Origin of the sequence: Fictibacillus sp. 26RED30, assembly GCF_015903845.1 — a bacterium.
GTDB classification, from domain to species: domain Bacteria; phylum Bacillota; class Bacilli; order Bacillales; family Fictibacillaceae; genus Fictibacillus; species Fictibacillus phosphorivorans.
The window spans coordinates 849600-871381 of the sequence record NZ_JACZDV010000001.1 but is presented as its reverse complement, the minus strand read 5'-3'; the positions used below and the strand labels follow the sequence as shown (position 1 = coordinate 871381).

26 protein-coding genes are annotated in these 21782 nt (G+C 38.8%); 12 read left to right on the top strand and 14 right to left on the bottom strand.

Features of this window, described 5'->3' with window-relative positions:
* The first annotated feature begins 86 nt into the window (after positions 1-86).
* Positions 87-230, top strand: a complete 144-nt coding sequence (locus tag IHV11_RS04325; protein WP_197133330.1) for a sporulation histidine kinase inhibitor Sda — start codon at positions 87-89, stop codon at positions 228-230.
* A 16-nt stretch (positions 231-246) separates the two neighbouring features.
* Here IHV11_RS04325 and IHV11_RS04320 read toward each other — a convergent pair whose 3' ends face one another.
* Positions 247-657: a hypothetical protein gene (locus tag IHV11_RS04320; RefSeq protein ID WP_197193800.1), complete on the bottom strand. Its 411-nt coding sequence runs from the start codon at positions 655-657 to the stop codon at positions 247-249.
* Between the two features lie 179 nt (positions 658-836).
* Between IHV11_RS04320 and IHV11_RS04315 the strand changes: the two genes are divergently transcribed.
* The 7 genes from IHV11_RS04315 to pssA all read left to right on the top strand — a co-directional run bounded on the left by IHV11_RS04315 (position 837) and on the right by pssA (position 6797).
* Positions 837-3182, top strand: coding sequence for a Na+/H+ antiporter subunit A (locus tag IHV11_RS04315; protein ID WP_197193799.1), 2346 nt, complete (start codon positions 837-839; stop codon positions 3180-3182).
* Positions 3182-3520, top strand: a complete 339-nt coding sequence (locus tag IHV11_RS04310) for a Na(+)/H(+) antiporter subunit C (RefSeq protein WP_197133339.1) — start codon at positions 3182-3184, stop codon at positions 3518-3520. Before IHV11_RS04315 ends, IHV11_RS04310 begins: the two co-directional genes overlap by 1 nt.
* Complete coding sequence (locus IHV11_RS04305; protein ID WP_197133342.1) at positions 3513-4988, top strand: Na+/H+ antiporter subunit D; 1476 nt, start codon at positions 3513-3515, stop codon at positions 4986-4988. The genes IHV11_RS04310 and IHV11_RS04305 overlap by 8 nt, the downstream gene beginning before the upstream one ends.
* Positions 4989-4992: 4 nt before the next feature.
* Positions 4993-5469, top strand: a complete 477-nt coding sequence (locus IHV11_RS04300) for a Na+/H+ antiporter subunit E (RefSeq protein ID WP_197133345.1) — start codon at positions 4993-4995, stop codon at positions 5467-5469.
* Positions 5466-5756 carry a Na(+)/H(+) antiporter subunit F1 gene (locus IHV11_RS04295; protein ID WP_197191429.1) on the top strand — a complete coding sequence of 97 codons (291 nt, stop codon included), beginning with the start codon at positions 5466-5468 and terminating at the stop codon, positions 5754-5756. Before IHV11_RS04300 ends, IHV11_RS04295 begins: the two co-directional genes overlap by 4 nt.
* Complete coding sequence (mnhG, locus tag IHV11_RS04290) at positions 5728-6081, top strand: monovalent cation/H(+) antiporter subunit G (protein ID WP_370568623.1); 354 nt, start codon at positions 5728-5730, stop codon at positions 6079-6081. Before IHV11_RS04295 ends, mnhG begins: the two co-directional genes overlap by 29 nt.
* Positions 6082-6251: 170 nt before the next feature.
* Complete coding sequence (gene pssA, locus IHV11_RS04285) at positions 6252-6797, top strand: CDP-diacylglycerol--serine O-phosphatidyltransferase (protein WP_197193797.1); 546 nt, start codon at positions 6252-6254, stop codon at positions 6795-6797.
* Positions 6798-7156: 359 nt separating this feature from the next.
* On the opposite strand, the gene IHV11_RS04280 is transcribed toward pssA, so the two are convergent.
* From IHV11_RS04280 to sigK, 3 genes are all read right to left on the bottom strand, one after another.
* Complete coding sequence (locus IHV11_RS04280) at positions 7157-8938, bottom strand: M3 family oligoendopeptidase (RefSeq protein ID WP_197193796.1); 1782 nt, start codon at positions 8936-8938, stop codon at positions 7157-7159.
* Between the two features lie 291 nt (positions 8939-9229).
* Positions 9230-9511, bottom strand: coding sequence for an alpha/beta-type small acid-soluble spore protein (locus IHV11_RS04275; protein ID WP_197191426.1), 282 nt, complete (start codon positions 9509-9511; stop codon positions 9230-9232).
* Positions 9512-9598: 87 nt separating this feature from the next.
* The gene (gene sigK, locus IHV11_RS04270; RefSeq protein ID WP_066237772.1) at positions 9599-10306 is read right to left on the bottom strand and encodes an RNA polymerase sporulation sigma factor SigK; all 708 of its coding nucleotides are present in this window, start codon (positions 10304-10306) and stop codon (positions 9599-9601) included.
* A gap of 176 nt (positions 10307-10482) precedes the next feature.
* On the opposite strand from sigK, the gene IHV11_RS04265 reads away from it, so the two are divergent.
* The gene (locus tag IHV11_RS04265; RefSeq protein WP_370568621.1) at positions 10483-10812 is read left to right on the top strand and encodes an aminotransferase yhxA; all 330 of its coding nucleotides are present in this window, start codon (positions 10483-10485) and stop codon (positions 10810-10812) included.
* Positions 10813-10824: 12 nt separating this feature from the next.
* Positions 10825-11223 carry a DUF350 domain-containing protein gene (locus tag IHV11_RS04260; RefSeq protein WP_197133361.1) on the top strand — a complete coding sequence of 133 codons (399 nt, stop codon included), beginning with the start codon at positions 10825-10827 and terminating at the stop codon, positions 11221-11223.
* A gap of 30 nt (positions 11224-11253) precedes the next feature.
* Here the strand turns inward: IHV11_RS04260 and IHV11_RS04255 are convergent, their stop codons facing one another.
* Positions 11254-11700, bottom strand: a complete 447-nt coding sequence (locus tag IHV11_RS04255; protein ID WP_231620187.1) for an RNA helicase — start codon at positions 11698-11700, stop codon at positions 11254-11256.
* Between the two features lie 82 nt (positions 11701-11782).
* On the opposite strand from IHV11_RS04255, the gene IHV11_RS04250 reads away from it, so the two are divergent.
* Positions 11783-13024, top strand: coding sequence for a glutathionylspermidine synthase family protein (locus IHV11_RS04250; RefSeq protein ID WP_197193794.1), 1242 nt, complete (start codon positions 11783-11785; stop codon positions 13022-13024).
* Positions 13025-13052: 28 nt separating this feature from the next.
* Here the strand turns inward: IHV11_RS04250 and IHV11_RS04245 are convergent, their stop codons facing one another.
* Entirely contained in the window at positions 13053-13205 is a 153-nt protein-coding gene (locus IHV11_RS04245) for a YrzI family small protein (protein WP_137788799.1), read from the bottom strand.
* 518 nt (positions 13206-13723) lie between these two features.
* On the opposite strand from IHV11_RS04245, the gene menA reads away from it, so the two are divergent.
* Complete coding sequence (menA, locus tag IHV11_RS04240; RefSeq protein WP_197193793.1) at positions 13724-14614, top strand: 1,4-dihydroxy-2-naphthoate octaprenyltransferase; 891 nt, start codon at positions 13724-13726, stop codon at positions 14612-14614.
* A gap of 39 nt (positions 14615-14653) precedes the next feature.
* Here menA and IHV11_RS04235 read toward each other — a convergent pair whose 3' ends face one another.
* The 8 genes from IHV11_RS04235 to IHV11_RS04200 all read right to left on the bottom strand — a co-directional run bounded on the left by IHV11_RS04235 (position 14654) and on the right by IHV11_RS04200 (position 21184).
* Positions 14654-15445: a glucose-1-dehydrogenase gene (locus IHV11_RS04235; RefSeq protein ID WP_197193792.1), complete on the bottom strand. Its 792-nt coding sequence runs from the start codon at positions 15443-15445 to the stop codon at positions 14654-14656.
* 14 nt (positions 15446-15459) lie between these two features.
* Positions 15460-16314 carry a GRP family sugar transporter gene (locus IHV11_RS04230; protein ID WP_197193791.1) on the bottom strand — a complete coding sequence of 285 codons (855 nt, stop codon included), beginning with the start codon at positions 16312-16314 and terminating at the stop codon, positions 15460-15462.
* 291 nt (positions 16315-16605) lie between these two features.
* A complete protein-coding gene (locus IHV11_RS04225) occupies positions 16606-16842 on the bottom strand; it encodes a YrhC family protein (protein WP_191751792.1) in 237 nt (78 codons plus the stop codon).
* 447 nt (positions 16843-17289) lie between these two features.
* The gene (locus tag IHV11_RS04220; protein WP_197193790.1) at positions 17290-18423 is read right to left on the bottom strand and encodes a bifunctional cystathionine gamma-lyase/homocysteine desulfhydrase; all 1134 of its coding nucleotides are present in this window, start codon (positions 18421-18423) and stop codon (positions 17290-17292) included.
* 2 nt (positions 18424-18425) lie between these two features.
* A complete protein-coding gene (locus IHV11_RS04215; RefSeq protein ID WP_197193789.1) occupies positions 18426-19349 on the bottom strand; it encodes a PLP-dependent cysteine synthase family protein in 924 nt (307 codons plus the stop codon).
* Between the two features lie 12 nt (positions 19350-19361).
* Complete coding sequence (locus IHV11_RS04210; protein ID WP_197133381.1) at positions 19362-19829, bottom strand: S-ribosylhomocysteine lyase; 468 nt, start codon at positions 19827-19829, stop codon at positions 19362-19364.
* Complete coding sequence (mtnN, locus tag IHV11_RS04205) at positions 19826-20530, bottom strand: 5'-methylthioadenosine/S-adenosylhomocysteine nucleosidase (RefSeq protein WP_197193788.1); 705 nt, start codon at positions 20528-20530, stop codon at positions 19826-19828. Before mtnN ends, IHV11_RS04210 begins: the two co-directional genes overlap by 4 nt.
* Positions 20531-20545: 15 nt before the next feature.
* Positions 20546-21184: a class I SAM-dependent methyltransferase gene (locus tag IHV11_RS04200; protein ID WP_197193787.1), complete on the bottom strand. Its 639-nt coding sequence runs from the start codon at positions 21182-21184 to the stop codon at positions 20546-20548.
* Positions 21185-21782: the final 598 nt, after the last annotated feature.

The following is a 21782-nucleotide window of genomic DNA, read 5'->3' as shown; positions in this document are numbered from 1 at the left end:
ATTCACTTTATATGAATTTAGAATACGGTTTCACCATTTTTTATAAAAAACAGGAGGTGACCATGCCGCTCATATAGGGCTATATTATGGAAAAACTTTCAGACGACCTGTTGATTGAATCTTATCTAAAAGCTAGAGAACTGAAACTTAGTAAGGACTTTATACTACTCATAAAGAAAGAGATCGACAGAAGATCTCTTCATGCTAGATTACAGCAAGTTCTAATGTAGAGCGTAAACATACGCTCTATTTTTTTGTGGCCAACTCTCTTTCAGCTTTTCGATATTCTCCTGGATTAAAAGTTATTTCAATTGGAATTCTCCACTGCTCTTCCCACGCCTGCTTGTATTTTTTACTCAAAGATTCTGCTTTTTTGTAGTGGTAAGACTTCATCTGAATCGCCACTACGTATTTGCCACCTTCTTTAACCACTACTGCACGTTTAATAAATTTATCTTTCTTAATTTCCCTTTTCATTTCTTCTGCTAATGAAGAGGCGTTTGAAACGCCTGCTTCAGAGAAGCTAACGTGCTTCCTGTAGTATTCTCTCGGTTGAAACTTTGGACTCGTCTCATCTCTTTTATAAATAGAATCATTAAAACAGCCAGTTAGTTGAAACAAAATCAAGAGTATTCCGTATGTATGTAGTAGTCTCATTTTCAATCACCTCTCAAATAGGTTAGGTATTTTTTGGGAAGGATATTCAAGAGATGCAAAATCAATCTGATTAGAGAGTTTCTCTTTGGTAAAGTATTTGCTAAAAAGGAAAGGTTTTGCTTACAATGTAATGGACTATGACGATTATTTTTGGGTTTTAAGGAGGTTTACCGGTATTCATGTTGCACATCTACATACTCATTCCTTTTTTAGCAGCATTGCTCATTGGACTTGCCGCTAAGAAAGTAGACCGGATACATACTGGTTGGTTTGTTCTGCCTGTTCCAGCAGTGCTTTTTATTCTGTTTATTTCAAAACTGCCTACATTGGCTGAAGGGAAGATCGTTCAAAGCATCGCGAATTGGATTCCATCACTCGACATCCAATTAAGTTTTTACTTGGATGGACTTAGCATGCTTTTTTCGCTATTAATCACCGGAATCGGAACACTTGTCGTACTCTATTCCATCTTTTATTTATCGAAAAAAGAACAGCTCGTCCATTTCTATGTTTATTTATTATTATTTATGGGATCGATGCTTGGCGTCGTTCTATCTGACAACGTATTCGTACTTTATACCTTTTGGGAGTTCACGAGTATCTCATCCTTTCTATTAATTGGATTTTGGTTTTATCGTGAACGTTCCACATATGGTGCACAAAAATCAATGCTCGTAACTGTTTTTGGCGGACTGTCCATGCTAGGTGCTCTCATACTCCTATCCATCACAGCCGAGACGAACAGTATACGAGAGATGATCGCGAATCGATCTGACATTATTGAGAGCGATCTGTTTATTCCGATATTGATATTGCTACTAATCGGAGCTTTTACAAAATCGGCACAGTTTCCATTTCACAGCTGGCTTCCTGATGCGATGGAAGCACCAACTCCAGTTAGTGCATACCTTCACTCTGCAACGATGGTTAAAGCAGGGATCTATCTTGTAGCCAGATTTTCACTCATATTTAGTGGGACGGATGTATTTTTCATTATCGTTTCTGGTGTTGGTCTGATCACACTCTGTTTAGGATCGATACTTGCTTCTCGACAGACTGATCTGAAGGGTATTTTAGCTTATTCAACGATCAGCCAGCTTGGTATGATCATGACAATGCTTGGCTTTGGTACTGGTATTGCTACACTCGCTGCAATCTTCCATATCTTTAACCACGCTACCTTTAAAGGCAGCTTGTTTATGATAGCGGGTATTGTTGATCATGAGACAGGAACGAGAGATATCAGAAGACTTGGCGGACTCTATACATTTATGCCGATCTCCGCCACTCTAGCATTCTTTGGAGCTTTCTCTATGGCTGGAGTACCACTTCCGATTTTCAATGGTTTCTTAAGCAAGGAAATGTTCTTTGATTCTTCATTGAAATTAGAGCAAACGAGCGGTTTTGCTGGAATGTTTGCTGAGTGGATCCCATTGCTTGCTGTAGTTGGAAGTATCTTTACATTTGTTTATTCCATGTATTTAGTATTTGGCACATTTACAGGTAAAGCCAAGTTAGATCAACTTGAGAAAAAACCTCACGAAGCGCCAATTGGCATGCTGATTTCTCCGATTATACTCATTGGATTTGTCGTTTTGATCGGATTATTTCCAAATCCATTGAATGAGGCATTACTTGCACCAGCAGTCGGGTCAGTAACAGGAGATTTCGCTCTAACCCACTTAGCATTTTGGCATGGTTTTGATAATACGCCTTTGCATATGTCGCTTGTTGTAGTAGCAGTCGGGACCATTCTCGCTTTAACTTTAAAAAGGTGGCAACCGATCTACAATAGAGTACCTGGAAAGTTTTCAACCGATCGTATATATCAGTCTATCGTAAACGGTCTATTGAGTTTCTCGAGTAAATTTACGAAATTTTATATGACTGGTTCATTGCGATTGTACACATCCATCATCCTTGTATTCTTGGTGGTGTCTACATCGATCTTTATCTATGTCACAGACGGTTTTAAAATTGCGTTCGATGACTTAGCACCGGTTACGTGGCCAGAGGTGTTAGTCGGTTTTGTTATGGCAGTTGCTGCCATTGCAACGATCTGGATGACACAGAGAATAGCTGCGATTATTGTAATCGGAGTTGTAGGATATGGTCTTTCATTATTGTTCGTTTTCTTCCGTGCACCAGATCTCGCACTTACACAGCTCATCGTTGAGACCATAACTGTTGCTCTCTTCTTGCTATGTTTTGCGCATCTTCCAAAATTGAAGAAATCGGATAAGAAACCTTCTGAAAAGCTTGTAGATTTTATTATTGCGGCTTCGACGGGAGCACTCTTAACTGTAGTAGCGATCTCCGCTCATAGCTCTAAATATTTTGAGAGCATTTCAAAATATTTTGTAGATAACTCTTATAAGCTTGGCGGTGGAGATAATATCGTCAACGTCATCCTTGTTGACTTCCGTGGCTTGGATACTTTATTTGAAATAGCAGTACTTGGTCTAGCTGCTTTAGGCATTTATGCCATGATAAAATACCGGGATAAAGGAGACATGAACCACTAATGGAAATAATTATGTCTATACTTGCCGGAACGTTATTTGCAGCCGGCGTATATCTAATACTTCAAAAACAGTTATTAAAAATTGTACTTGGTACGGCGCTTTTATCACATGGAGCTCACCTGTTTATTTTAACGATGGGAAAATTAAACCGTGGAAAACCTCCTATATTAATTGAGGGGATCAAGGACTATACCGATCCTCTTCCTCAAGCGCTAATACTGACATCTATTGTTATAAGTTTTGGGGTTACGAGCTTTCTACTTGTACTAGCTTATCGAACCTATCAAAGCAACAAGACAGATATGATGGATCAGCTAAGGGGAACAGATGATGAGTAATTTAGTATTCTTGCCAATATTTATACCTTTGTTTTTCGGAGCTTTACTTGTTTTCTTTAATAAGAAACAAAAAGTAACGGTAAACATTTCATTTCTAGTGGTCTTGTTAAGTTTAGGCGTATCGATCTTCTTAAGTTACCATGTATTTTCCACCGGACCATTAACCTTAGAAACAGGTGGTTGGAAAGCGCCTTACGGAATCATTCTTGTTGCAGACAAGCTGTCCGTCATCATGATACTCGCTGTGAATGTGATCGCATTCACTGCAGCTATCTTCGCGCTATCATCCGTTACAGAAAAGATGGTACAGCACTACTTTTACCCTTTGTTCTTTTTACTGATCGCAGGGGTGAGTGGCGCTTTCTTAACAGGAGATCTGTTCAACCTGTTCGTGTTTTTTGAAGTGTTGTTAATGGCATCCTATGGATTGATCATTATCGGGGGTTCCAAGCATCAATTTCGGGAATCTGTAAAATACATCTTACTCAATCTGTTTTCGTCCATTCTATTCGTTACAACGGTAGCTTTTCTCTATTCTGTTACCGGTACAGTTAACATGGCGCAACTCGGGGAACGTGTTGCCCAAGTAGAACAGCAAGGTATCTTAACAGGAATTGGGATTTTACTATTTATCGTTTTCGCGACAAAAGGTGCTCTATTTCCTTTGTATTTTTGGCTTCCTAAATCGTATATCGTGCCATCACCAATCGTCTCTGCATTGTTTGGAGCACTGTTAACTAAAGTAGGTGTGTACTCTATGCTAAGAGTCTTTACACTCATTTTTTCTCATAAACTTGAGCTCACACACACCTTTTTTATTTGGGTAGCAACTCTAACCATGATCATCGGAGTCATTGGTGCCCTTTCTACATCTAATGTGAAATTGATTATCGCTTATAATATCATGCCAGCGATCGGCTTTATGCTTCTCGGTATAGGAACGTTCTCAGCAGAATCACTTGCAGGTACGATCTACTACCTTGTTCATGATATGGCGATTAAAGCGGCTTTATTTTTCCTTGCTGGCCTACTTGTTTGGCATGCTGGAACGTCAAACCTAAAAAAGATGGGTGGATATATAAAAACCGCACCACTTATGGGTTGGATGTTCTTTATCGCATCTCTCATATTAGCCGGAATCCCGCCTTTTAGTGGTTTTATCGGGAAATACCTCCTCTTAAGAGGTGCAATGGATGAAGGACATTATATAGCTGCTGGAGTCGGATTATTATCAAGTCTGTTAATCTTATTTTCTGTGATTCGCATCTTTATCGGCGCATTCTGGGGTGAGCTAAAAGAAGAGCCGAAACAAGCTGTGAAAACCTCAGGATTAGCAGCATCAGCTGTATTGATCGCAATCTCTATCTTGCTTGGTGTTGGAGCAGAATGGTTCTATCCATATGTCCAGGCAGCAGCAGACAGTCTGATCGATCCGCAAATCTATATCGATTATGTATTAAAGGAGTAATTCCATGACATTTCAACTTATTCTAAATTTGCTGATCGGCGTTATTTGGATGTTTTTATCTGAGAGCTACTCTTTCGCAAGTTTTATAGTTGGATTTGTGATTGGGTCAGCACTTCTCTTCTTGCTGAATCGATTCATTCCTGATTCGTACTATTTTAAACATGTGAGAGCGATTCTTTATCTCATTTTTTTGTTCATAAAAGAACTTCTTCTAGCAAATATTGAAGTTTTAAAATGGATTTATAAACCGAAGCTTGATTTTCAACCGGGTATACTCGCACTTCCAATTGATGTTAAGAAGAATTGGGAGATCACCTTACTGGCTAACTTAATCACCTTAACTCCTGGAACTTTGTCTGTGGATGTCTCAAGAGATCAACGATATATCTATATCCATGCGCTCGATCTTCCAGATGTCAATGAAACCATCGTTAGCATTAAGGAATCATTTGAAAAAGCAATAAGGGAGGTAACACGATGACAGATTGGTTCACAGTCGTTGTTCATGTTTGTTTATTCGTAACGACCATCTCGATTCTGCTTCTTCTCTATCGAGCGGTAACGGGTCCTTCAAATCCAGATCGCGTTGTAGCTCTCGATACGATCGGTATTAACTTGATCGCCATCACTGGTATTATGGCAATTATCTTGGATACTGTTCAGCTGAACGATATTATCTTATTGATCGGAATATTGACGTTTATTGCGACTGTCGCTGTTGCAAAATTTCTAGAAAAGGGTGTTATCATTGATCAAGATCGTGATTAGCTTCTTCCTCATCGCTGGCACCTTTATCATCTTTTCAGGAACACTTGGGGTACTCCGTTTTCCTGATGTTTATTCAAGACTTCACGCTGCCAGTAAAGCTTCGACTTTGGGTGTATCTGGAATCCTGATCGGTTCCTTCATCTATGTGTTGTCAGAGATGCATGTGTTTAGCGGTAAATTGATACTTGGTATCCTTTTCGTTCTGATGACTGCTCCAGTAGCGGGGCATATGATTTCAAGAGCAGCATACAGAACAGGAGTACCACTTTCAGATAAAACGGTATTCAATGAACTAGAAAAGAAAGATAGTTCCAATACTCCTTGAATAATATCTACTATTAATCACTTTCTCGTTGTCATATAATGATTAGAATGGGTATATAATTTTAAGCAACGAACAAGGATAAGTTTATTTTTCAAAGGATCATTGTTTATCTCTTTGGAAGATGCGCACTTACTGCGTTTTAGCCGGTTACCCGTTTGAGGAGTGATTGTATGTTCATGCTCGAAAGAGAGCGCATTGATTCAACGTTTAAGAAAGTGAAGGGACAAACCGCTAACTTCTTAACATTGATCAATTTATCACTAGGAACTTTGGCGTTATTAATTATGATTTCAGGAGATTTGAAATTAGGATTCATCTTAATCTTCTTAGCCGGTTTGTTTGATCGTTTTGATGGAATGGTAGCTCGAAAGTTAAATATTGAGTCCGAGTTCGGAAAACAATTAGACTCTCTTTGCGACTTGATCTCATTTGGGATCGCACCTGCATTTTTAATCTATCAGGTCGCCCTTCATCAGTTTGGTGTATCAGGCATGATCTTCACCATTATCTTTATTGTTTGCGGTGCGATTCGGTTAGCTCGGTTTAACATCACAGAGTTTACGGGTTCATTTGTGGGTATGCCGATCACTTTAGCTGGTTGTTTGATGGCTGCTGGTTATCTGACGGTTGATCTAGTCCCAGGATTTCTTTATATGTTCCTGACGTTCGGGTTATCTGTACTTATGATTAGTACCATTACGATTGAAAAAAGATGAATAGTCGGTCATTAAGAAAGCTTGGCATGATGTTGCCAAGCTTTTTATTTAGCGTTACATTGTTTAAACAAATACCACATTAGGTATATGCCTTGGTAATCCCAACACTTTTTAAAATAATTCTAGAAATTTCAGTGTTCATTCAGCTAGTTTCTCCAATAATACGGCGAGATTTGCTCATAATCGGCGAGTCGACAAAGTTTGATACAAATAATCCATTCAATCCCCCCCTTCCTCCATATGCAACTGTGCAAAGGTTTACAATTCATGCACATTAACAGCCAATGTTTCCATGTTCTATAAACTCCAAAAAAAACAAAAAATCGGCAATTCCTATTCAAGGAACTGCCGATTCTATTTTATTCTTCTGTTAATGCTAAAAACTCTTCTACATCGGCTGCAGCAAGCTCAATACCTTTTAACCAGAAATCTTGTTTCGTAACATCTATGCCAAGATGTTTTTGTGCGAGCTCTTCCACTTCCATCTTTCCTGTATCTTGTAGGAGTGCAATATATTTTTCTTCGAATGAAGGGCCTTCTTCTTTCGCTTTTGCATAGATCCCTGCAGAGAACAGATAACCGAATGTATACGGGAAGTTATAGAACGGTACGTCTGTAATATAGAAATGAAGCTTAGACGCCCAGAAGTAAGGATGATACTCATCGAGTGCACCGTTAAATGCTTCTTTTTGAGCCTCTTCCATCAGTTCACATAGACGTTCAACTGATAACTGACCCGCTTTTCTTTCTTCGTACATTCTCGTTTCAAACAGAAAACGAGCATGAATATTCATAAAGAAGGCTACGGAACGTTGAGCTTTATCTTCTAAAAGCGCAATTTTCTCTTCTTTCGATTTTGCGTTTGAAACTGCTGCATCAGCAACGATCATCTCTGCAAAAGTGGAAGCTGTTTCAGCAACGTTCATCGCATAATTTGTTGCATAGTATGGCATCTCTTTTAACACATCCGTATGGAACGCATGACCAAGCTCATGTGCTAACGTAGAAACATTGCTTGGTGTTCCTGAGAACGTCATAAAGATTCTTGTTTCTTTCTTAGTTGGGAACCCGGTACAAAATCCTCCTGGTCTTTTCCCAGAACGATCTTCTGCTTCAATCCAGCCGTCTAGGAATGCCTTTTCAGAGAAATCAGCCATCTTAGGTGCGAGCGTACGGAAATGCTCTACGATAAATTGAGCCGCTTCGTCATAACTCATCTTGCTGTTTGCAGAAGATAATGGTGCATCAACATCAAACCAGCTTAATTTATCTAGACCTAAAAGTTTAGCTTTTCGATCTAAGTATTTAACGAAGATCTCTTTTTGAGAAGAGATCGCGTTCCACATCGCTGAAAGAGTCTCTTCCTTCATACGATTGATCGCAAGAGGCTCTTTTAATGTTTCTTCCCAGCCTCTGTGCTTATAGATCTCGTTTCTAAATCCTGCAATGTGATTTAGAGAAGCCGCACAAAACTCACCTTCGTGATCCCAAGCTTGAACAAATTTTTCAAACGTATCTTTTCTTACGTTGCGGTCAGGACTTGAAAACTTATTCTCCGCTTGCCCTACAGAGAGTTCTTCTTCCTTTCCATCAATCTCAACTTTGATCGAGATTCTACCCACCACTAGATCGTATAACGTTGACCAAGCATGATAGCCGTCTACAGCTAGATCATTGATCAATGATTCTTCTGAGATACCAAGCTTTTCTTTTGCATTCATTCTTCTCTCGTTCAAAGAGAACGCAATATGTTCGTACTCAGGAAGACTCATCAGATCTTTCCATGCATCTTCAGAGATATCCATTAGCTTTTGATCGATAACTGAACCCACGTTAGAGAATGCTGCGTATACCGATTCTAATCTACCACGAAGAGCCATCGCCTTCTTGTCTTTTACATCTTGAGCGATCAAACAGCCAATGAAAGCTCCAGCAGTTGATAATCTTTCAGAAAAACTTTGTAGCTCTTTGATCAATGATAAGAAAGTTTCGTTTGAAAACGTGAAGGAATCTGCTTTTTTTGCTAATTCTTTCGCTTCGTTCTCCGTCCAATTTATTTCAGCTAATAGTTCTTTCGATTCACTACCACCAGGAAAAACGGAATCAAGTTCCCATGTTTGTCTTAAATCTTGTAATAACATTATTTCTCCCCCATATGTACATATTTCCACTCTTTTCTTATTATAAAAAATATTCAAACAAAAATCGACCATGAAGTTTATTTTTTTGATTTATTTTTTTATGTAAATCTTACGAACATAAAAAATGAAGCTCTCCTTAGCAAGGAGAGCTTCACATTATTCTGCGATTGAAACATAGACAAAATAGGCCAGCATTACTACGAATGATCCATAAAGTACAGCGTCTTGCATAAGAACCCCTCCTGGTTTTTTTCCTATTCTATTCCCTATTTTGTATATCTAAACACCAAGTTATCGTACTTGCTTGCCTAAATTCGCTTTTGCCTGCTGAATGAGTTCTTTTACCATTCTCCCGCCAATCTGTCCGCCTACTTTTCCGGCGTCTTTTGACGTGATCGTACCGTTATATCCTTTTTGCAAGTTCACACCCATGTCTCTTGCTACTTCATACTTCACATCATCTGGTGACTGATCTGAAACGTTGTAACCTGCTTCTCTCATCACTTTCGCTTTTAACCGATCAAGCCCTTCTCTAGCTTCTGGGACGATGGGTTGACGCTTTCTTCTTGCCATATATAAAAACTCCTTTTTTTCTTTAGTTTGTCCGAATAAAAAAATAAAAAGACTGTAATTGTTACCAGTCTTCTTAAAGATAAATAACTATCGTTCTGATTGCTGTCGGCTGCGGTAGAATTCATGAAAAAGCTTCATGAGCGCTCGCTTTTCGATTCTTGAGACATAACTTCTAGAAATCCCTAGCTGTTTTGCGATCTCACGCTGTGTTTTTTCTTTTTGAAGATCGAGTCCAAATCGTCCTACGATCACTTCTTTTTCTCGGTCATCTAATACATGAATGTAGTCGTATATTTTCTTTTTCTGCATCTTTAATTGGATGGCATCAACAACATCTTCAGTTTCCGCTTTTAACACATCGATCAATGTGATCTCATTTCCCTCTTTATCCGTTCCGATCGGGTCATGAAGGGAAACATCTTTCTTCGTTTTCTTTAGAGCTCTTAAATGCATTAAGATCTCGTTCTCTATACACCGAGCTGCATACGTAGCAAGCTTCGTACCCTTTCCTCTCGAATAGCTCTCAATAGCTTTTATCAATCCGATCGTCCCAATTGATATTAAGTCTTCCGTATCTTCACCTGTGTTTTCAAATTTTTTCACGATATGCGCAACAAGCCTTAAGTTGTGCTCGATCAACATGGCTCTAGCATGTTCGTTTCCTTCGGCCATCTCTTTTAAGTACTGCTTTTCTTCATTTTCAGACAGGGGCTGGGGAAATGCATTATTTTTAACGTATGATACAAAAAGCATAACTTCCTTAAAAAAGTAAGCCAACACACCTACTAATGACATGACAGCACCTCCAAGACGATTCTCTATTCCCTTAACAGTATGCGGTGCTGGGCTTGGGTGTGTCTGTACATCTTTAAAAACCTGGGAACCTTTTTATTTTTTAAATCGTACTAGAAATAAATGGTTCAATTATGAAGAAATCCATACTATAATGGAGCATGGAATGAGGTGAAGATATGAATAAAACAAAAAAGCTTATTGCAGGTGTATCCTCTGCATCTGTTGCAGTTATGCTCTCTGGCTGTAACGACCAAGCACAAGATATCCCACCAGAGCCAACTGATACGGAATGCCAAGATTGGGAATGGGATGAAGACGATGGGGTATATGAATGTGATGATACCGGTTCTCGCTATTTCGGTCACTATTACCACGGCGGAAGTTACTACAAAGGAAAGAACAGCTTATTAAAAAGTTCTGCTTATAATCCTACAAAAGTAGTTCGAGTTTCAAAGGCGGTGGATCTGGCTTCGGAGGAAGTAAAGGATTTGGCGGATAAATCATGAGGAGTTGTGAAGATGGAGAACTTATTTCTTAATTTTGCCCTTTATGCGGCAACAGGACTTGGATTACTTTTTGTCGGCTTTATTATATTTGAATTAACAACAAAAACGAAAGAACTTCAATTAATCAGTAAAGGAAATTGCGCAGCTGCTTTATCACTTGGCGGTCGACTTTTTGGCCTTGCTTTTGTCATTGGATCATCGATCGCAAATTCATTGAGCATTGTTGATTTGCTGATTTGGGGATCAGTGGGAATCATCGCTCAGATCGTAGCTTTATTCGTAGCAGAACACCTAGCGATTCGTTCAAGCATCTCAAAAGCAATCGATGCGGATAATAAAGCGGTTGGACTTCTTGTCATGTTTTTAAGTATTTCCGTTGGTTGGGTTATCGCTCAGTGTCTTACATATTAAAAGAAAAAGCATGTGGCATCTGCCACATGCTTAAATTTTATCTCCGACATACATCACATAAACAGCACGGTCTTCATCTATTTCAGCTGAATCACGTAAATACTGTCCATTACCAGGTATATCTACTACGTCTTTTAATAAATAACGGATAACATCCCAATGGCTGTTTAAAGCTTGCGTATGAAGTACAGGCATATCTCCTGAAGAGTTATAAGAGCGGAATTCTAAAAATATTCCTCTTCCTTTATAACTCATTTCCTCTGTAAATCTTCGCGCTGCTCCTACTTCTTTTATGATTAAGATCTCTTCGCTACCTTTCATCTCATTCGATTGAAGCTCGTACTCTTTTCCACCTGTTACAAAAAATTCACAGAGCTGCCGCGCATATTTTTCATCGTTATGCATGTTTTCAGGAATCTTATACGTTAAGAAGGCTTCATATTCGTTGTCTCTTTCGATAAAATAAGTGAGTTCCATTATTTTCATCCTCTTTATAATTTGTTATGTTTATCATACCAGTTTACAGTTCTAAATGTATGTTTTGGAGGTAATCACACGCATGACCTATATAGATAATAGACAAAAATTTTATAATCAGCTACCTGAATTTTGGGCCGATATGTATGGCCAAGAATATGCTTTATACGAACCAGCTGAAATTTCAGAAGACGCTGTAAATGATGCGAAACTGCTTGGCGAAAGAGGCGGTCATATCCTGTTTAAGACCGCTTCCCTCCTGCAATCTGAAAATATTGAAGATGATACCTTGCAGCTTCTAGGTTTCCCAGAGGTTCTTAATTCGTTTCTACGCTATCAAACGCCATTAGCGAAAACGGTAATTGGTAGGATTGATTCGATCGAAACACCTGAAGGACATAAGATAATGGAGTTTAACAGTGATACGCCCACATTTATTTATGAATGTTTTAAGGTGAACGGATTGATCTGTAAACAACACGGATATCGCGATCCTAACGAAGACAAAGAAAAACAATTAAAGGACGCTGTACGCTCCTCCATCTTGAGTGCGTATCGACACTTACAAACAGAGCATGCCCCACATATCGTTTTTACAGCACATGAAGAAAACATCGAAGACAAACAAACTGTTCTTTATTTAAAGAAACTTTCAGGATTTCCTTCTCAGTTTGTCCCTTTAGAAGAATTGGTCATACGAAAAGGAATTGGTTTATTCGATCAAAACGGGAAAAAAATTGATGTTTTATATAGACAAACATTTCCGATCGAGCTTCTTATTCAAGATGTAGATAAAGTAACAAACGAGGATATAGGGTTACAGTTAACACAGCTTGTGGTTCAAAACAAATTGGCTATCATTAATCCACCATCAGCCTTTTTATTACAGAGCAAAGCCATCTTAGCCGTCATATGGGGATTACATGAGGCACGATCTCCTTACTTTTCTAGTGAGGAACACGAATGGATCGAACGCTATTTTTTACCTACTTACCTTGAACCTGATCCATTTTTGAAAAACAAAGAAAAGTATGTGCAAAAGCCCGTTTTTGGTAGAGAAGGAGATACAGTTCGTATTTTTGATGGTGTCGGCAGCATCATTGATCAAGACAAACATCAGAGTTATGACAACTATGTAAGTGTTTATCAAAAGCATGTACCACTTCCTAAGATGGCTTTCCAATCTCATAAAGGTGTTCAAGAAGGCTACCGAATGACAGGTACATTTATCATTAACGGAAAACCAAGCGCTTTTGGATATCGTATTGGAAATGCGATAACCGATAACCTATCTTATTTCTTGCCTTCTTGTATAAAAAAATAGCGCATGCCGAACCGGCACGCGCTACTTTTTACAGCCATGAAGACAAATTATTAGATGCTTTTTCTTTAGCACGATCATAAAGTGTTTTTACTTCCCTATCACGAGCGTAAAGCTCATCAGATCGACTGTTCCTCTTAATAGAAAAGGTAATCGTTACAAAAAACAAATGTAGTGTAAACATATCTTTTTTAGCTCCTTCGTTTCAATCGTATTTTTTCCCTCAGGTTGAATCTTTCTCCGTTAAAAGCCAAGTCAGCAGTGTAATTCCAATCATTATCATTTTCTTCTCCTCCTTTAAGTTGTATAAAAAAACACCGCAGAATAACCCCTGCGGTGTTAAAAAAGCACACAAAAAACCGCAGGCATTCGACCTGCGGTGTCTTTTAAATAAGTTAAATAGACATACTGCTCTGATTGGCGGTCGAACGTAAAAATTTATTCAGTTGGTAGATCGGATCAATGTACATCATCATTTTGTTCAACCTCCTTTTTTATAAATTACTTTACTTAGAAAACCTTACACTATTTACCAAGTTGTGTAAAGAGTTTTTTTATCCTAGATAAGTATATGCATGTGAAATCGAAAGTTCACAAAAATTGGATAGGTTTTCTATAAATAGGCAATACCTACATAAGATAATTATGTGTACACTTTCACAAACTTTTACTATAATTATGAGTGTAAAGGGGGAAACACAAATGATACATCCTAAGGTCATCTTTGCTTCAACACGGCCTTTTTCATTAACAGCATCTGTCATTCCCGTTATCTTCGGGACAATTCTTGCATTGCAGTGGACAAGCATTCATTGGACTACTTTTTTTCTAACACTTATTGGTGCTGTTTTTCTACAGTGCGGAACGAACTTAGTGAACGATTATTTTGATCATGTAAAAGGTGCGGATATTCCTGGTTCGTTGAGCCCATCAGGCGTCATCGACCGAAAAGAGATGACTCCGCGGCAAGTATATATCACAGGACTTATTTTCTTTGGTCTAAGTATTATTGTGGGACTTATTTTAACTGCACTTACCGGCCCTGTTGTTCTTTATTTCGGGATTCCTTCATTACTTGTAGGGTACTTTTACACAGCTACTCGTTATGCGCTTGCTTACAACGGACTAGGTGAGATCGCATCTGGAAGTACGCTAGGTATTCTCGCAGTTGTTGGTTCGTTCTACACACAAACATTAACGTTAAACACAGAAATCTTTTTAGCTGCTATCCCTAACGCTCTTCTTGTTATGGCTATCCTTCATGCTAACAACTTGCGTGATTTCGATACAGATAAGCAGATCGGCAAAACCACTATCGCTGGTTTGATCGGAAGAAAAGCATCACGACTAGAATACTATGTCTTAATGCTTGGTACGTACGTAAGTTTATTAGCTCTTATATTCTTAGACATCTTACCGCTTTGGAGTCTAATCGCGGCGATTACCCTTCCCATCGCGTTAAAAGGGTTAAAGATTGCGATATCCACATGGGATGCTAAAGAGTTAAACAAGGCGCTTGGTTTAACTGCACTTCTTCATATGGCTTTTGGTATTTTACTTTGTTTAGGTACGTTAACTGGAATCCTATTATAAACGTGAAAAAGTCCACTTCTATAAAGTGGACTTTTTCTTTTACCCTTTTCCAGCTTGAAACCCTGGATATAATGTCATTCCGCCATCGGCAATTAGTGTTAGACCTGTAACATAACTTGCTTGGTTTGAGGCTAGCCAAACTGCGGTCGCTGCAATTTCCTCTGGCTCCCCGATATAGCCCATAGGTATTAACTTTAAAACGCCTTCTTTTTGTTTTGGATCTGAAAACTTTTCTGCATTAATCGGTGTATTGATGGCACCCGGCGCAATGCCGTTGATTCGGATACGCTTAGGAGCATATTCAAGTGCGAGGGTTTGTGTCATCAGCTTTATTCCGCCCTTACTTGCTGCGTAATGTACAAAATGTGGCCATGGAATGATCTCATGTACACTCGACATATTGATTATAGCTCCTTGGATGTCATGCTTCAAAAAATAGTCAATCGCTTCTCTACAACCTAAAAATTGACCTGTTAAATTCGTAGATATGACTTTGTTCCAATCCTCTAATGTGAGCTCATGTGAAGGAACTTCATTTTCAATTCCAGCGTTGTTAATCATAATGTCTAGCGACCCAAACTCATTGATTGTTTTCTCAATCAGGTGTTTGATGTCACTTTCTTTTGTTACATCCCCTTGAACAGCAATTGCATTTCCACCGCTATTCTTTATCTCCTTAATCATTTCATTCGTTTCTTTAATCTGTTTATCTGAATGAAAGTTAATGACAACATTAGCTTCTTCTTGTCCGAATCTTAGTGCACATGCTTTACCGATGCCTGTTGCTGCACCTGTGATTATAACCGTTTTTCCTTTTAAATCTGGATACATCCTCTTCAGCTCCTCTATGATTTTGTAAATCCTAACATGACACCACCCGCTATGATAAGTACACAACCTGAGATCACCCAGATGATCTCTTTCTTACTTCTTTTTTCACCTAATAAAAAGATTCCTCCGAGTGTTGATATGATGATACCGGTCTGTGAAAGCGAAAAGCTTGTCGCGATTCCAATCAGAGGCAATGACAGCAGTAAAGTCAGATTACCAGTGCTCCAAATCAGTCCTGTTAAAATATTGCGCACAGAATACTTATTAAACGGTTTATGTTTAAAAGATAAAACGAGCGCGCCAATAAACATCCCTACGGCTTGAGGTAAGATAGCTTGCCATCCGTTTACTTCAAACCATCTGATAATAACGACATATGTAACATATCCGATCGTTGATATAAGAAGGATGGTGAGTCCTTTTTTAAAGTTTTGTTTATCTTTTTGGTCACCTTGTTCACTTCTTCTTGATGTTAATAACGCTCCTGCTATGATTGCACAGATTGCAATGATTCCGATGATAATTTCTGTTGTTGTTTTCCATTCATGAAAAACGATAACACCAAACAATGTTGTTCCGAACAACTGCATACCTGTTGAAAGAGGAACGATTTTAGAAACCCCTAAATAATCAACACTAGCAAATTGGTTTCGCTGTCCGATCACCCAGAAGATCCCTGAAACGATACCGATCGCAAAAACTGTAATATCAAGATCCGGCTGAACGATAAAGAATGCAACAATTGAAAACAGTAGAGCTCCTAATGTCATTCCAAATGTTTGACTGTGAAAATCTCCGCCAAGTTTTTCGCTCACTAAGACGATACTTCCCCAGCAGACTGCTGTAATAAGTGCCCAGATGATACCCACTAACTCCACTTCTTTCTTTAATATAGATTGTTAAAACTTATTATGACCTTCTTCGGCCGTTCTGTATCCATACCCGATTGTTCTAACGGAATAAACTAGTTAAACTAAAACTTCTTTAGGTGACATGAAAGACTGAAGAATTAAGCTTTGTTAACGATTTAGTTCAAGTGATTGCGTAATCGCTTTCTTTTTATGAGGTGTAGCGAGTGAAGACACTTTTTCAAATACGATTAAGAACATAAAAAATACCGCCCCTGCTTAAGGGACGGTACATGAAATTATTTATATGGTTTATTCACTTAATTCTTGTAATTGTGTTTTGCACTTTCTTACAACGTTATACATAAGTGCAGTGAATCCCAAACATGTTGTCGATGCAATACCTAATGTGATGGATTGAACAAAGTTTTTGTCTTCAACAGGAAGTACTAGTCCTAAATAAAAGAACGTGCTAACAGCCAATAAAATAAAACCGAAGCGCTGGTAGTCAGCGATTTTCTTTTGAATGAATTCAGCATTGTTTTTCATAGCGGTGTCTACCTCCTACTCCTAATCTCTATATAAAGGATAACATAGGTAAGACCCTATTCTACCAAGTAGATTTTGACAAAAGCGTGAAGTAAATTTGTCTAAATTGTGATCAAAAATTTGCATCGTATGCCTTAAATGGAAGGTGAATATATCTTTTATTAATTAGAATCAAAATGGTTCAAAGGGCCTCTAAAACTGTTAGCAGTGTACCCTGCGGGGGATTCAAAGTAATAATTCAGCAAAATCTTGAATTATTACTGAAAATTTTGGAATTAATCCGGCGAGTTTACATATTTCTTCAGTTGTAATGTATTTTATACCCCTCACCTATGCAATCGAAAAGGCTTTTTTCATTCTTCCATAGATGTTGACTTATCAACACACGCAAACAAAAAAAGAACAAGTGCCGGTTAAAGCACTTGTTCTACCCTTTGTGTTCCTCATTTAACTTAAAGCATTTTTCAGATCATCGATCAAATCGTCAGCATCTTCAATACCAACAGAGATACGGACCAATCCATCTGTGATTCCTAGTTCTGCTCTACGTTCTGCGGGAATAGATGCATGTGTCATACGAGCAGGAACGGAGATCAAACTCTCAACTGCTCCTAAGCTTTCTGCAAGTGTGAAGTATTTTACCTTTTTCAGAAGTGCATCAGCATTCGCTTGTGAACCAACATCAAAGGATACCATACCACCCAAACCACCAGATTGTTTCTTAGCAATCTCGTGCTGAGGGTGATCTTCTAGTCCTGGGTAATAAATTTTCTCTACCGCTGGGTGAGATTTTAAAAATTCAACGATTTTTTTCGTATTGTTTTCGTGAGCTTCCATACGCAACCCAAGTGTTTTGATACCGCGAATGAGCAACCATGAATCTTGTGGCCCCAGAACGCCGCCTGTTGAGTTTTGTATAAAATGAAGGTCTTCTCCTAGCTTTTCGTCGTTTACCACGACTAGGCCAGCTACAACGTCACTATGGCCGCCGATATATTTCGTTGCAGAGTGAAGAACAATATCTGCACCTAATTCGATCGGATTTTGCCAATATGGTGTGTTAAACGTGTTATCTACCATGAACAGAAGGTTTTTCGCTTTTGCCCAAGAAGCTACAGCTTCAATGTCTGTAACCTTTAATAGTGGATTTGTTGGTGTTTCTACATAGACCGCTTTTGTGTTCGGTTTTAATGCCGCTTCGATCTGTTCAATGTCTGTTGTATCCACGAACGTTGAATCGATTCCAAGACGGTTTAATACCTTCGTCATCACACGATACGTACCGCCGTATACATCATCTGTTAGAATAACATGATCACCAGAATCAAATAACATCATAACAGCTGTAATAGCAGCCATACCAGAACCAAACGCAAACCCGCGTTTGCCTCCTTCTAAGTCTTTAATCAGTTCTTCTAACGCATGTCTTGTAGGATTTCCTGTACGAGAATATTCAAATCCGCTATGCACTCCTACATCTTCTTGCTTGTATGTGCTTACTTGATAGATCGGAAAAGACACAGCTCCTGTTGTCTTATCAGAAGGAATGCCTCCGTGGATCAATTTTGTTTTACGTTTCATTATCAGATGCCTCCTTCATAAATTTTCTTGCTTAAATATCGCTCTGAGCTGTCAGCAAATATCGTGACAATATTTTGTCCTCGTTGTGCTGTTTGTGCTTCAATTAGGGCTGCGTGTAACGCTGCTCCTGAAGAACTTCCGACAAGAAGACCTTCTTTTTTAGCTAGTTCAGCGACTCTTTGGAACGCATCTACATCCATGACTGTATGGATGCTTTTGAAATAGGATGGGTCCATATAGTCGGGCAGAAATTCCATACCGATACCTTCTGTCTTATGAGGTCCGGATTCTCCACCATTTAGAATAGAGCCTTCAGGTTCAACTATAACCGTCTTCACGTTTTCGTTCTTTTCTTTTAAATAGCGAGCTGTACCCATGAACGTACCACCTGTACCCGCCCCGGCTACAAAAACATCTACATGACCATCAAGCGCATCCCAGATTTCTGGACCTAATGTTTTGTAGTAAGTGTTTGGGTTATCCGGATTAGAAAATTGAGAAGGAGAAAAAGAATTCGGAATCTCATTCAGCAATTCCTTTGTTCTTTTTATCGCTCCTTTTATTCCATCGACAGTAGGAGTATGAACGATAGTCGCACCCAATGCTTTCATAAGCTCTTGTTTTTCAATACTAAATTTTTCTGGAATAACAAAGATTACGTTTATACCCTTATTGATCGCAGCAAGAGCTAGACCGATCCCAGTATTTCCTGCTGTAGGCTCGATGATCGTTCCACCTTGCACAAGATCACCTTTAGCTAGGGCTGCATCTAACAGCTCCAAACCTAACCGATCTTTCACACTTCCACCAGGGTTCATGAACTCCAGCTTTGCAAATAAACGAACACCTTCTGGAAGTGAAAACTGAGTGATCTCCATAAGAGGTGTATTACCGATCATCTCATGCACGTTTTTAAAATATTTCATTGAAATCGTCCTCTATTCTCCGAAAACAATATGCCACTCGTCTTTTTTAGCAAGCATCTTGCGCGCGATCTCTTTCGCACCTTCAAGACTATGGTTAGCTGCCCAGCCACATTGTACTTCATTACATGCAGGTACTTCAGTAGCTTCTAATACATCGTGCAACGTCTTTTCTAGAACATCTAAAATCTCATCATAGTTATCATGGTTGATCACAGATAGATAAAAACCAGTCTGACAACCCATAGGGCTGATATCCACTACAGTAGAATGGTGATTTCGAATGTTTTCTGCCATCAAATGTTCAATGGAATGAAGTCCTTCCATCGGCATATGATCTTTGTTCGGCTGACAAAAACGGATGTCATACTTATGGATAATATCTCCGTTAGCACCTGTTGTCGTACCTGCTAAACGGATATATGGCGCGACTACTTTTGTATGATCAAGGTTAAAGCTTTCTACATTCATTTTCTTTGTCATAATGATTTCAGCTCCTCAACAATTTTTTGTACTAATTCTGCCGAGTTCTTAGATGCTGTTTGTAAGAATTGGTCATAAGAAACACGTGCATCTTTTCCTGCAATATCTGATAAAGAGCGGATGATCACAAAAGGAATGTTGAATTGATAACACGTTTGAGCGATAGCTGCGGCTTCCATTTCAGCTGCAAATAGAGCAGGAAACTTGCCTCTGATATCTTCTACCCTAGCATGGTCACTCATAAACGAATCTCCTGAAGCGATCAAACCTTTTGCAACTTGTATGTTTTCTACTCTCGCTCCAGCTCTCTCAGCTACATTCACAAGTTTTTCGTCAGGAAGGTAGTTCGGAGGCATCTGTGGTACTTGACCGTGCTCATAACCAAAGATCGTTGCATCCACATCATGATGGCGCACATCAGTTGAGATGACTACATCACCGACGTTTAGATCCGAATGAAAACCTCCTGCAGATCCCGTGTTCAAAATAGCGTCCGGTCCATAAAGCTGGATCATTAACGTAGTACCGATCGCTGCGTTTACTTTTCCGATTCCTGATTTTAATAACACGACTTCTTGACCACCGAGTAAGCCTTTGTAGAATTCACAACCTGCTAGCTTATTTTCTTCTAGATCTTCTAATTGCTCTCTCAACAGAACAACTTCTTCTTCCATTGCACCGATAATTCCAATTCGCTTCATAATATTCTCCAATGTCTATTTTTTTACCGCTTCCATCAGCCAGACATATTCATTAAGTTTTTTGAACGAAACCCCAAAGTCATGTTTCTTAAATAGATCTTCTAGTACTCCGAGGGTTGTATAATACTCAGTCTGCAAATCTTTTAACAAGTTAAGAAACCCTTGAGATCTTACTTTTTCATGACGCTCTTTTTTATCATCTTCGTGAAGATAAGCGGTATCTGCAAATACAATTTTACCATTCTTTTTAAGCAGCTGGCTATACTGTCCGATTGCAATATCCTTTTCTTCATCTGTTAGGTGGTGGAACGCATAAGTGCTTACGATAGTATCAATCTCTTGATCGAGTTTTGGAAAAGATAAAAAGTCACCATCATAAAGTGTTAGATCTGGATGACGGTCGGACGCTTTTTCACGCATCCCTTTTGACGGCTCAATGCCAATCACTTGTTTACCGCTTTTAAGTAATTTCTCGCTTAAGTTGCCTGTTCCAACTCCGAACTCCAAGACAACATTTCCTGAACGTTGAACAACCGTTTCTAATATTTCATCATATTTATGAAAAACTTCCTTATATTCCTGATCATTTCCTGAAACCGTTTCGTCATAAGAGGAAGACCACTCATCAAACAGATCAATAAATTCTCGTCCCATTTTTCACACTCACCTTTTAATTTATATAATTCCTATCAATATACTATGAATTAAAATCTTACAGGTTCCAAATTATCATAATTACTAAAAATTTTCAAATGAAAAATCTTTTTCTATTGGCAAAAATTACAGATACATTTCGACTTTACGAATGGAGTTAGGTGATGGCCAGCTCTCTGCAGCTGGCATTTGTGCATGGAAAATGGAGTCATGGTGGTCGGCCTGCTGCTAAAAATACACCATCCTATAAAAATGGAGTAACATCACATAAAAAAGAGCAGGCATCACATAAAAATTTTAGGTTATCACATAAAATTTGCCCTTAATCATATAACAATAAATTTCAACTCATAACGTGTACACTCCAAAAAGACACTGCCACCTAAAGTGACAGGGCCTTCTCATTTCGATCCAGCATTCTCTTTAAAGCAGCTCGCTTTCCACATTTCAAACTGCCTGCCTTTATGCTCCTTGCTCTTGCGTCTACAAGTTAAATGCTAGCGGAGTAAGCTCCCTCGTCCCATGCCATGGAAGATGTATTTCAGGTGGTAAGCACGCACCTTGCACTCCAATCAATTTTCAAAGGTGACAAGGAGTT

Bases quoted from the DNA above. Each gene is read 5' to 3' on its own strand.
- IHV11_RS04325 (WP_197133330.1), top strand. From the start codon at position 87: ATGGAAAAACTTTCAGACGACCTGTTGATTGAATCTTATCTAAAAGCT.
- IHV11_RS04320 (WP_197193800.1), bottom strand. From the start codon at position 657: ATGAGACTACTACATACATACGGAATACTCTTGATTTTGTTTCAACTA.
- IHV11_RS04315 (WP_197193799.1), top strand. From the start codon at position 837: ATGTTGCACATCTACATACTCATTCCTTTTTTAGCAGCATTGCTCATT.
- IHV11_RS04310 (WP_197133339.1), top strand. From the start codon at position 3,182: ATGGAAATAATTATGTCTATACTTGCCGGAACGTTATTTGCAGCCGGC.
- IHV11_RS04305 (WP_197133342.1), top strand. From the start codon at position 3,513: ATGAGTAATTTAGTATTCTTGCCAATATTTATACCTTTGTTTTTCGGA.
- IHV11_RS04300 (WP_197133345.1), top strand. From the start codon at position 4,993: ATGACATTTCAACTTATTCTAAATTTGCTGATCGGCGTTATTTGGATG.
- IHV11_RS04295 (WP_197191429.1), top strand. From the start codon at position 5,466: ATGACAGATTGGTTCACAGTCGTTGTTCATGTTTGTTTATTCGTAACG.
- pssA (WP_197193797.1), top strand. From the start codon at position 6,252: ATGTTCATGCTCGAAAGAGAGCGCATTGATTCAACGTTTAAGAAAGTG.
- IHV11_RS04280 (WP_197193796.1), bottom strand. From the start codon at position 8,938: ATGTTATTACAAGATTTAAGACAAACATGGGAACTTGATTCCGTTTTT.
- IHV11_RS04275 (WP_197191426.1), bottom strand. From the start codon at position 9,511: ATGGCAAGAAGAAAGCGTCAACCCATCGTCCCAGAAGCTAGAGAAGGG.
- sigK (WP_066237772.1), bottom strand. From the start codon at position 10,306: ATGTCATTAGTAGGTGTGTTGGCTTACTTTTTTAAGGAAGTTATGCTT.
- IHV11_RS04265 (WP_370568621.1), top strand. From the start codon at position 10,483: ATGAATAAAACAAAAAAGCTTATTGCAGGTGTATCCTCTGCATCTGTT.
- IHV11_RS04260 (WP_197133361.1), top strand. From the start codon at position 10,825: ATGGAGAACTTATTTCTTAATTTTGCCCTTTATGCGGCAACAGGACTT.
- IHV11_RS04255 (WP_231620187.1), bottom strand. From the start codon at position 11,700: ATGGAACTCACTTATTTTATCGAAAGAGACAACGAATATGAAGCCTTC.
- IHV11_RS04250 (WP_197193794.1), top strand. From the start codon at position 11,783: ATGACCTATATAGATAATAGACAAAAATTTTATAATCAGCTACCTGAA.
- IHV11_RS04245 (WP_137788799.1), bottom strand. From the start codon at position 13,205: ATGTTTACACTACATTTGTTTTTTGTAACGATTACCTTTTCTATTAAG.
- menA (WP_197193793.1), top strand. From the start codon at position 13,724: ATGATACATCCTAAGGTCATCTTTGCTTCAACACGGCCTTTTTCATTA.
- IHV11_RS04235 (WP_197193792.1), bottom strand. From the start codon at position 15,445: ATGTATCCAGATTTAAAAGGAAAAACGGTTATAATCACAGGTGCAGCA.
- IHV11_RS04225 (WP_191751792.1), bottom strand. From the start codon at position 16,842: ATGAAAAACAATGCTGAATTCATTCAAAAGAAAATCGCTGACTACCAG.
- IHV11_RS04220 (WP_197193790.1), bottom strand. From the start codon at position 18,423: ATGAAACGTAAAACAAAATTGATCCACGGAGGCATTCCTTCTGATAAG.
- IHV11_RS04215 (WP_197193789.1), bottom strand. From the start codon at position 19,349: ATGAAATATTTTAAAAACGTGCATGAGATGATCGGTAATACACCTCTT.
- IHV11_RS04210 (WP_197133381.1), bottom strand. From the start codon at position 19,829: ATGACAAAGAAAATGAATGTAGAAAGCTTTAACCTTGATCATACAAAA.
- mtnN (WP_197193788.1), bottom strand. From the start codon at position 20,530: ATGAAGCGAATTGGAATTATCGGTGCAATGGAAGAAGAAGTTGTTCTG.
- IHV11_RS04200 (WP_197193787.1), bottom strand. From the start codon at position 21,184: ATGGGACGAGAATTTATTGATCTGTTTGATGAGTGGTCTTCCTCTTAT.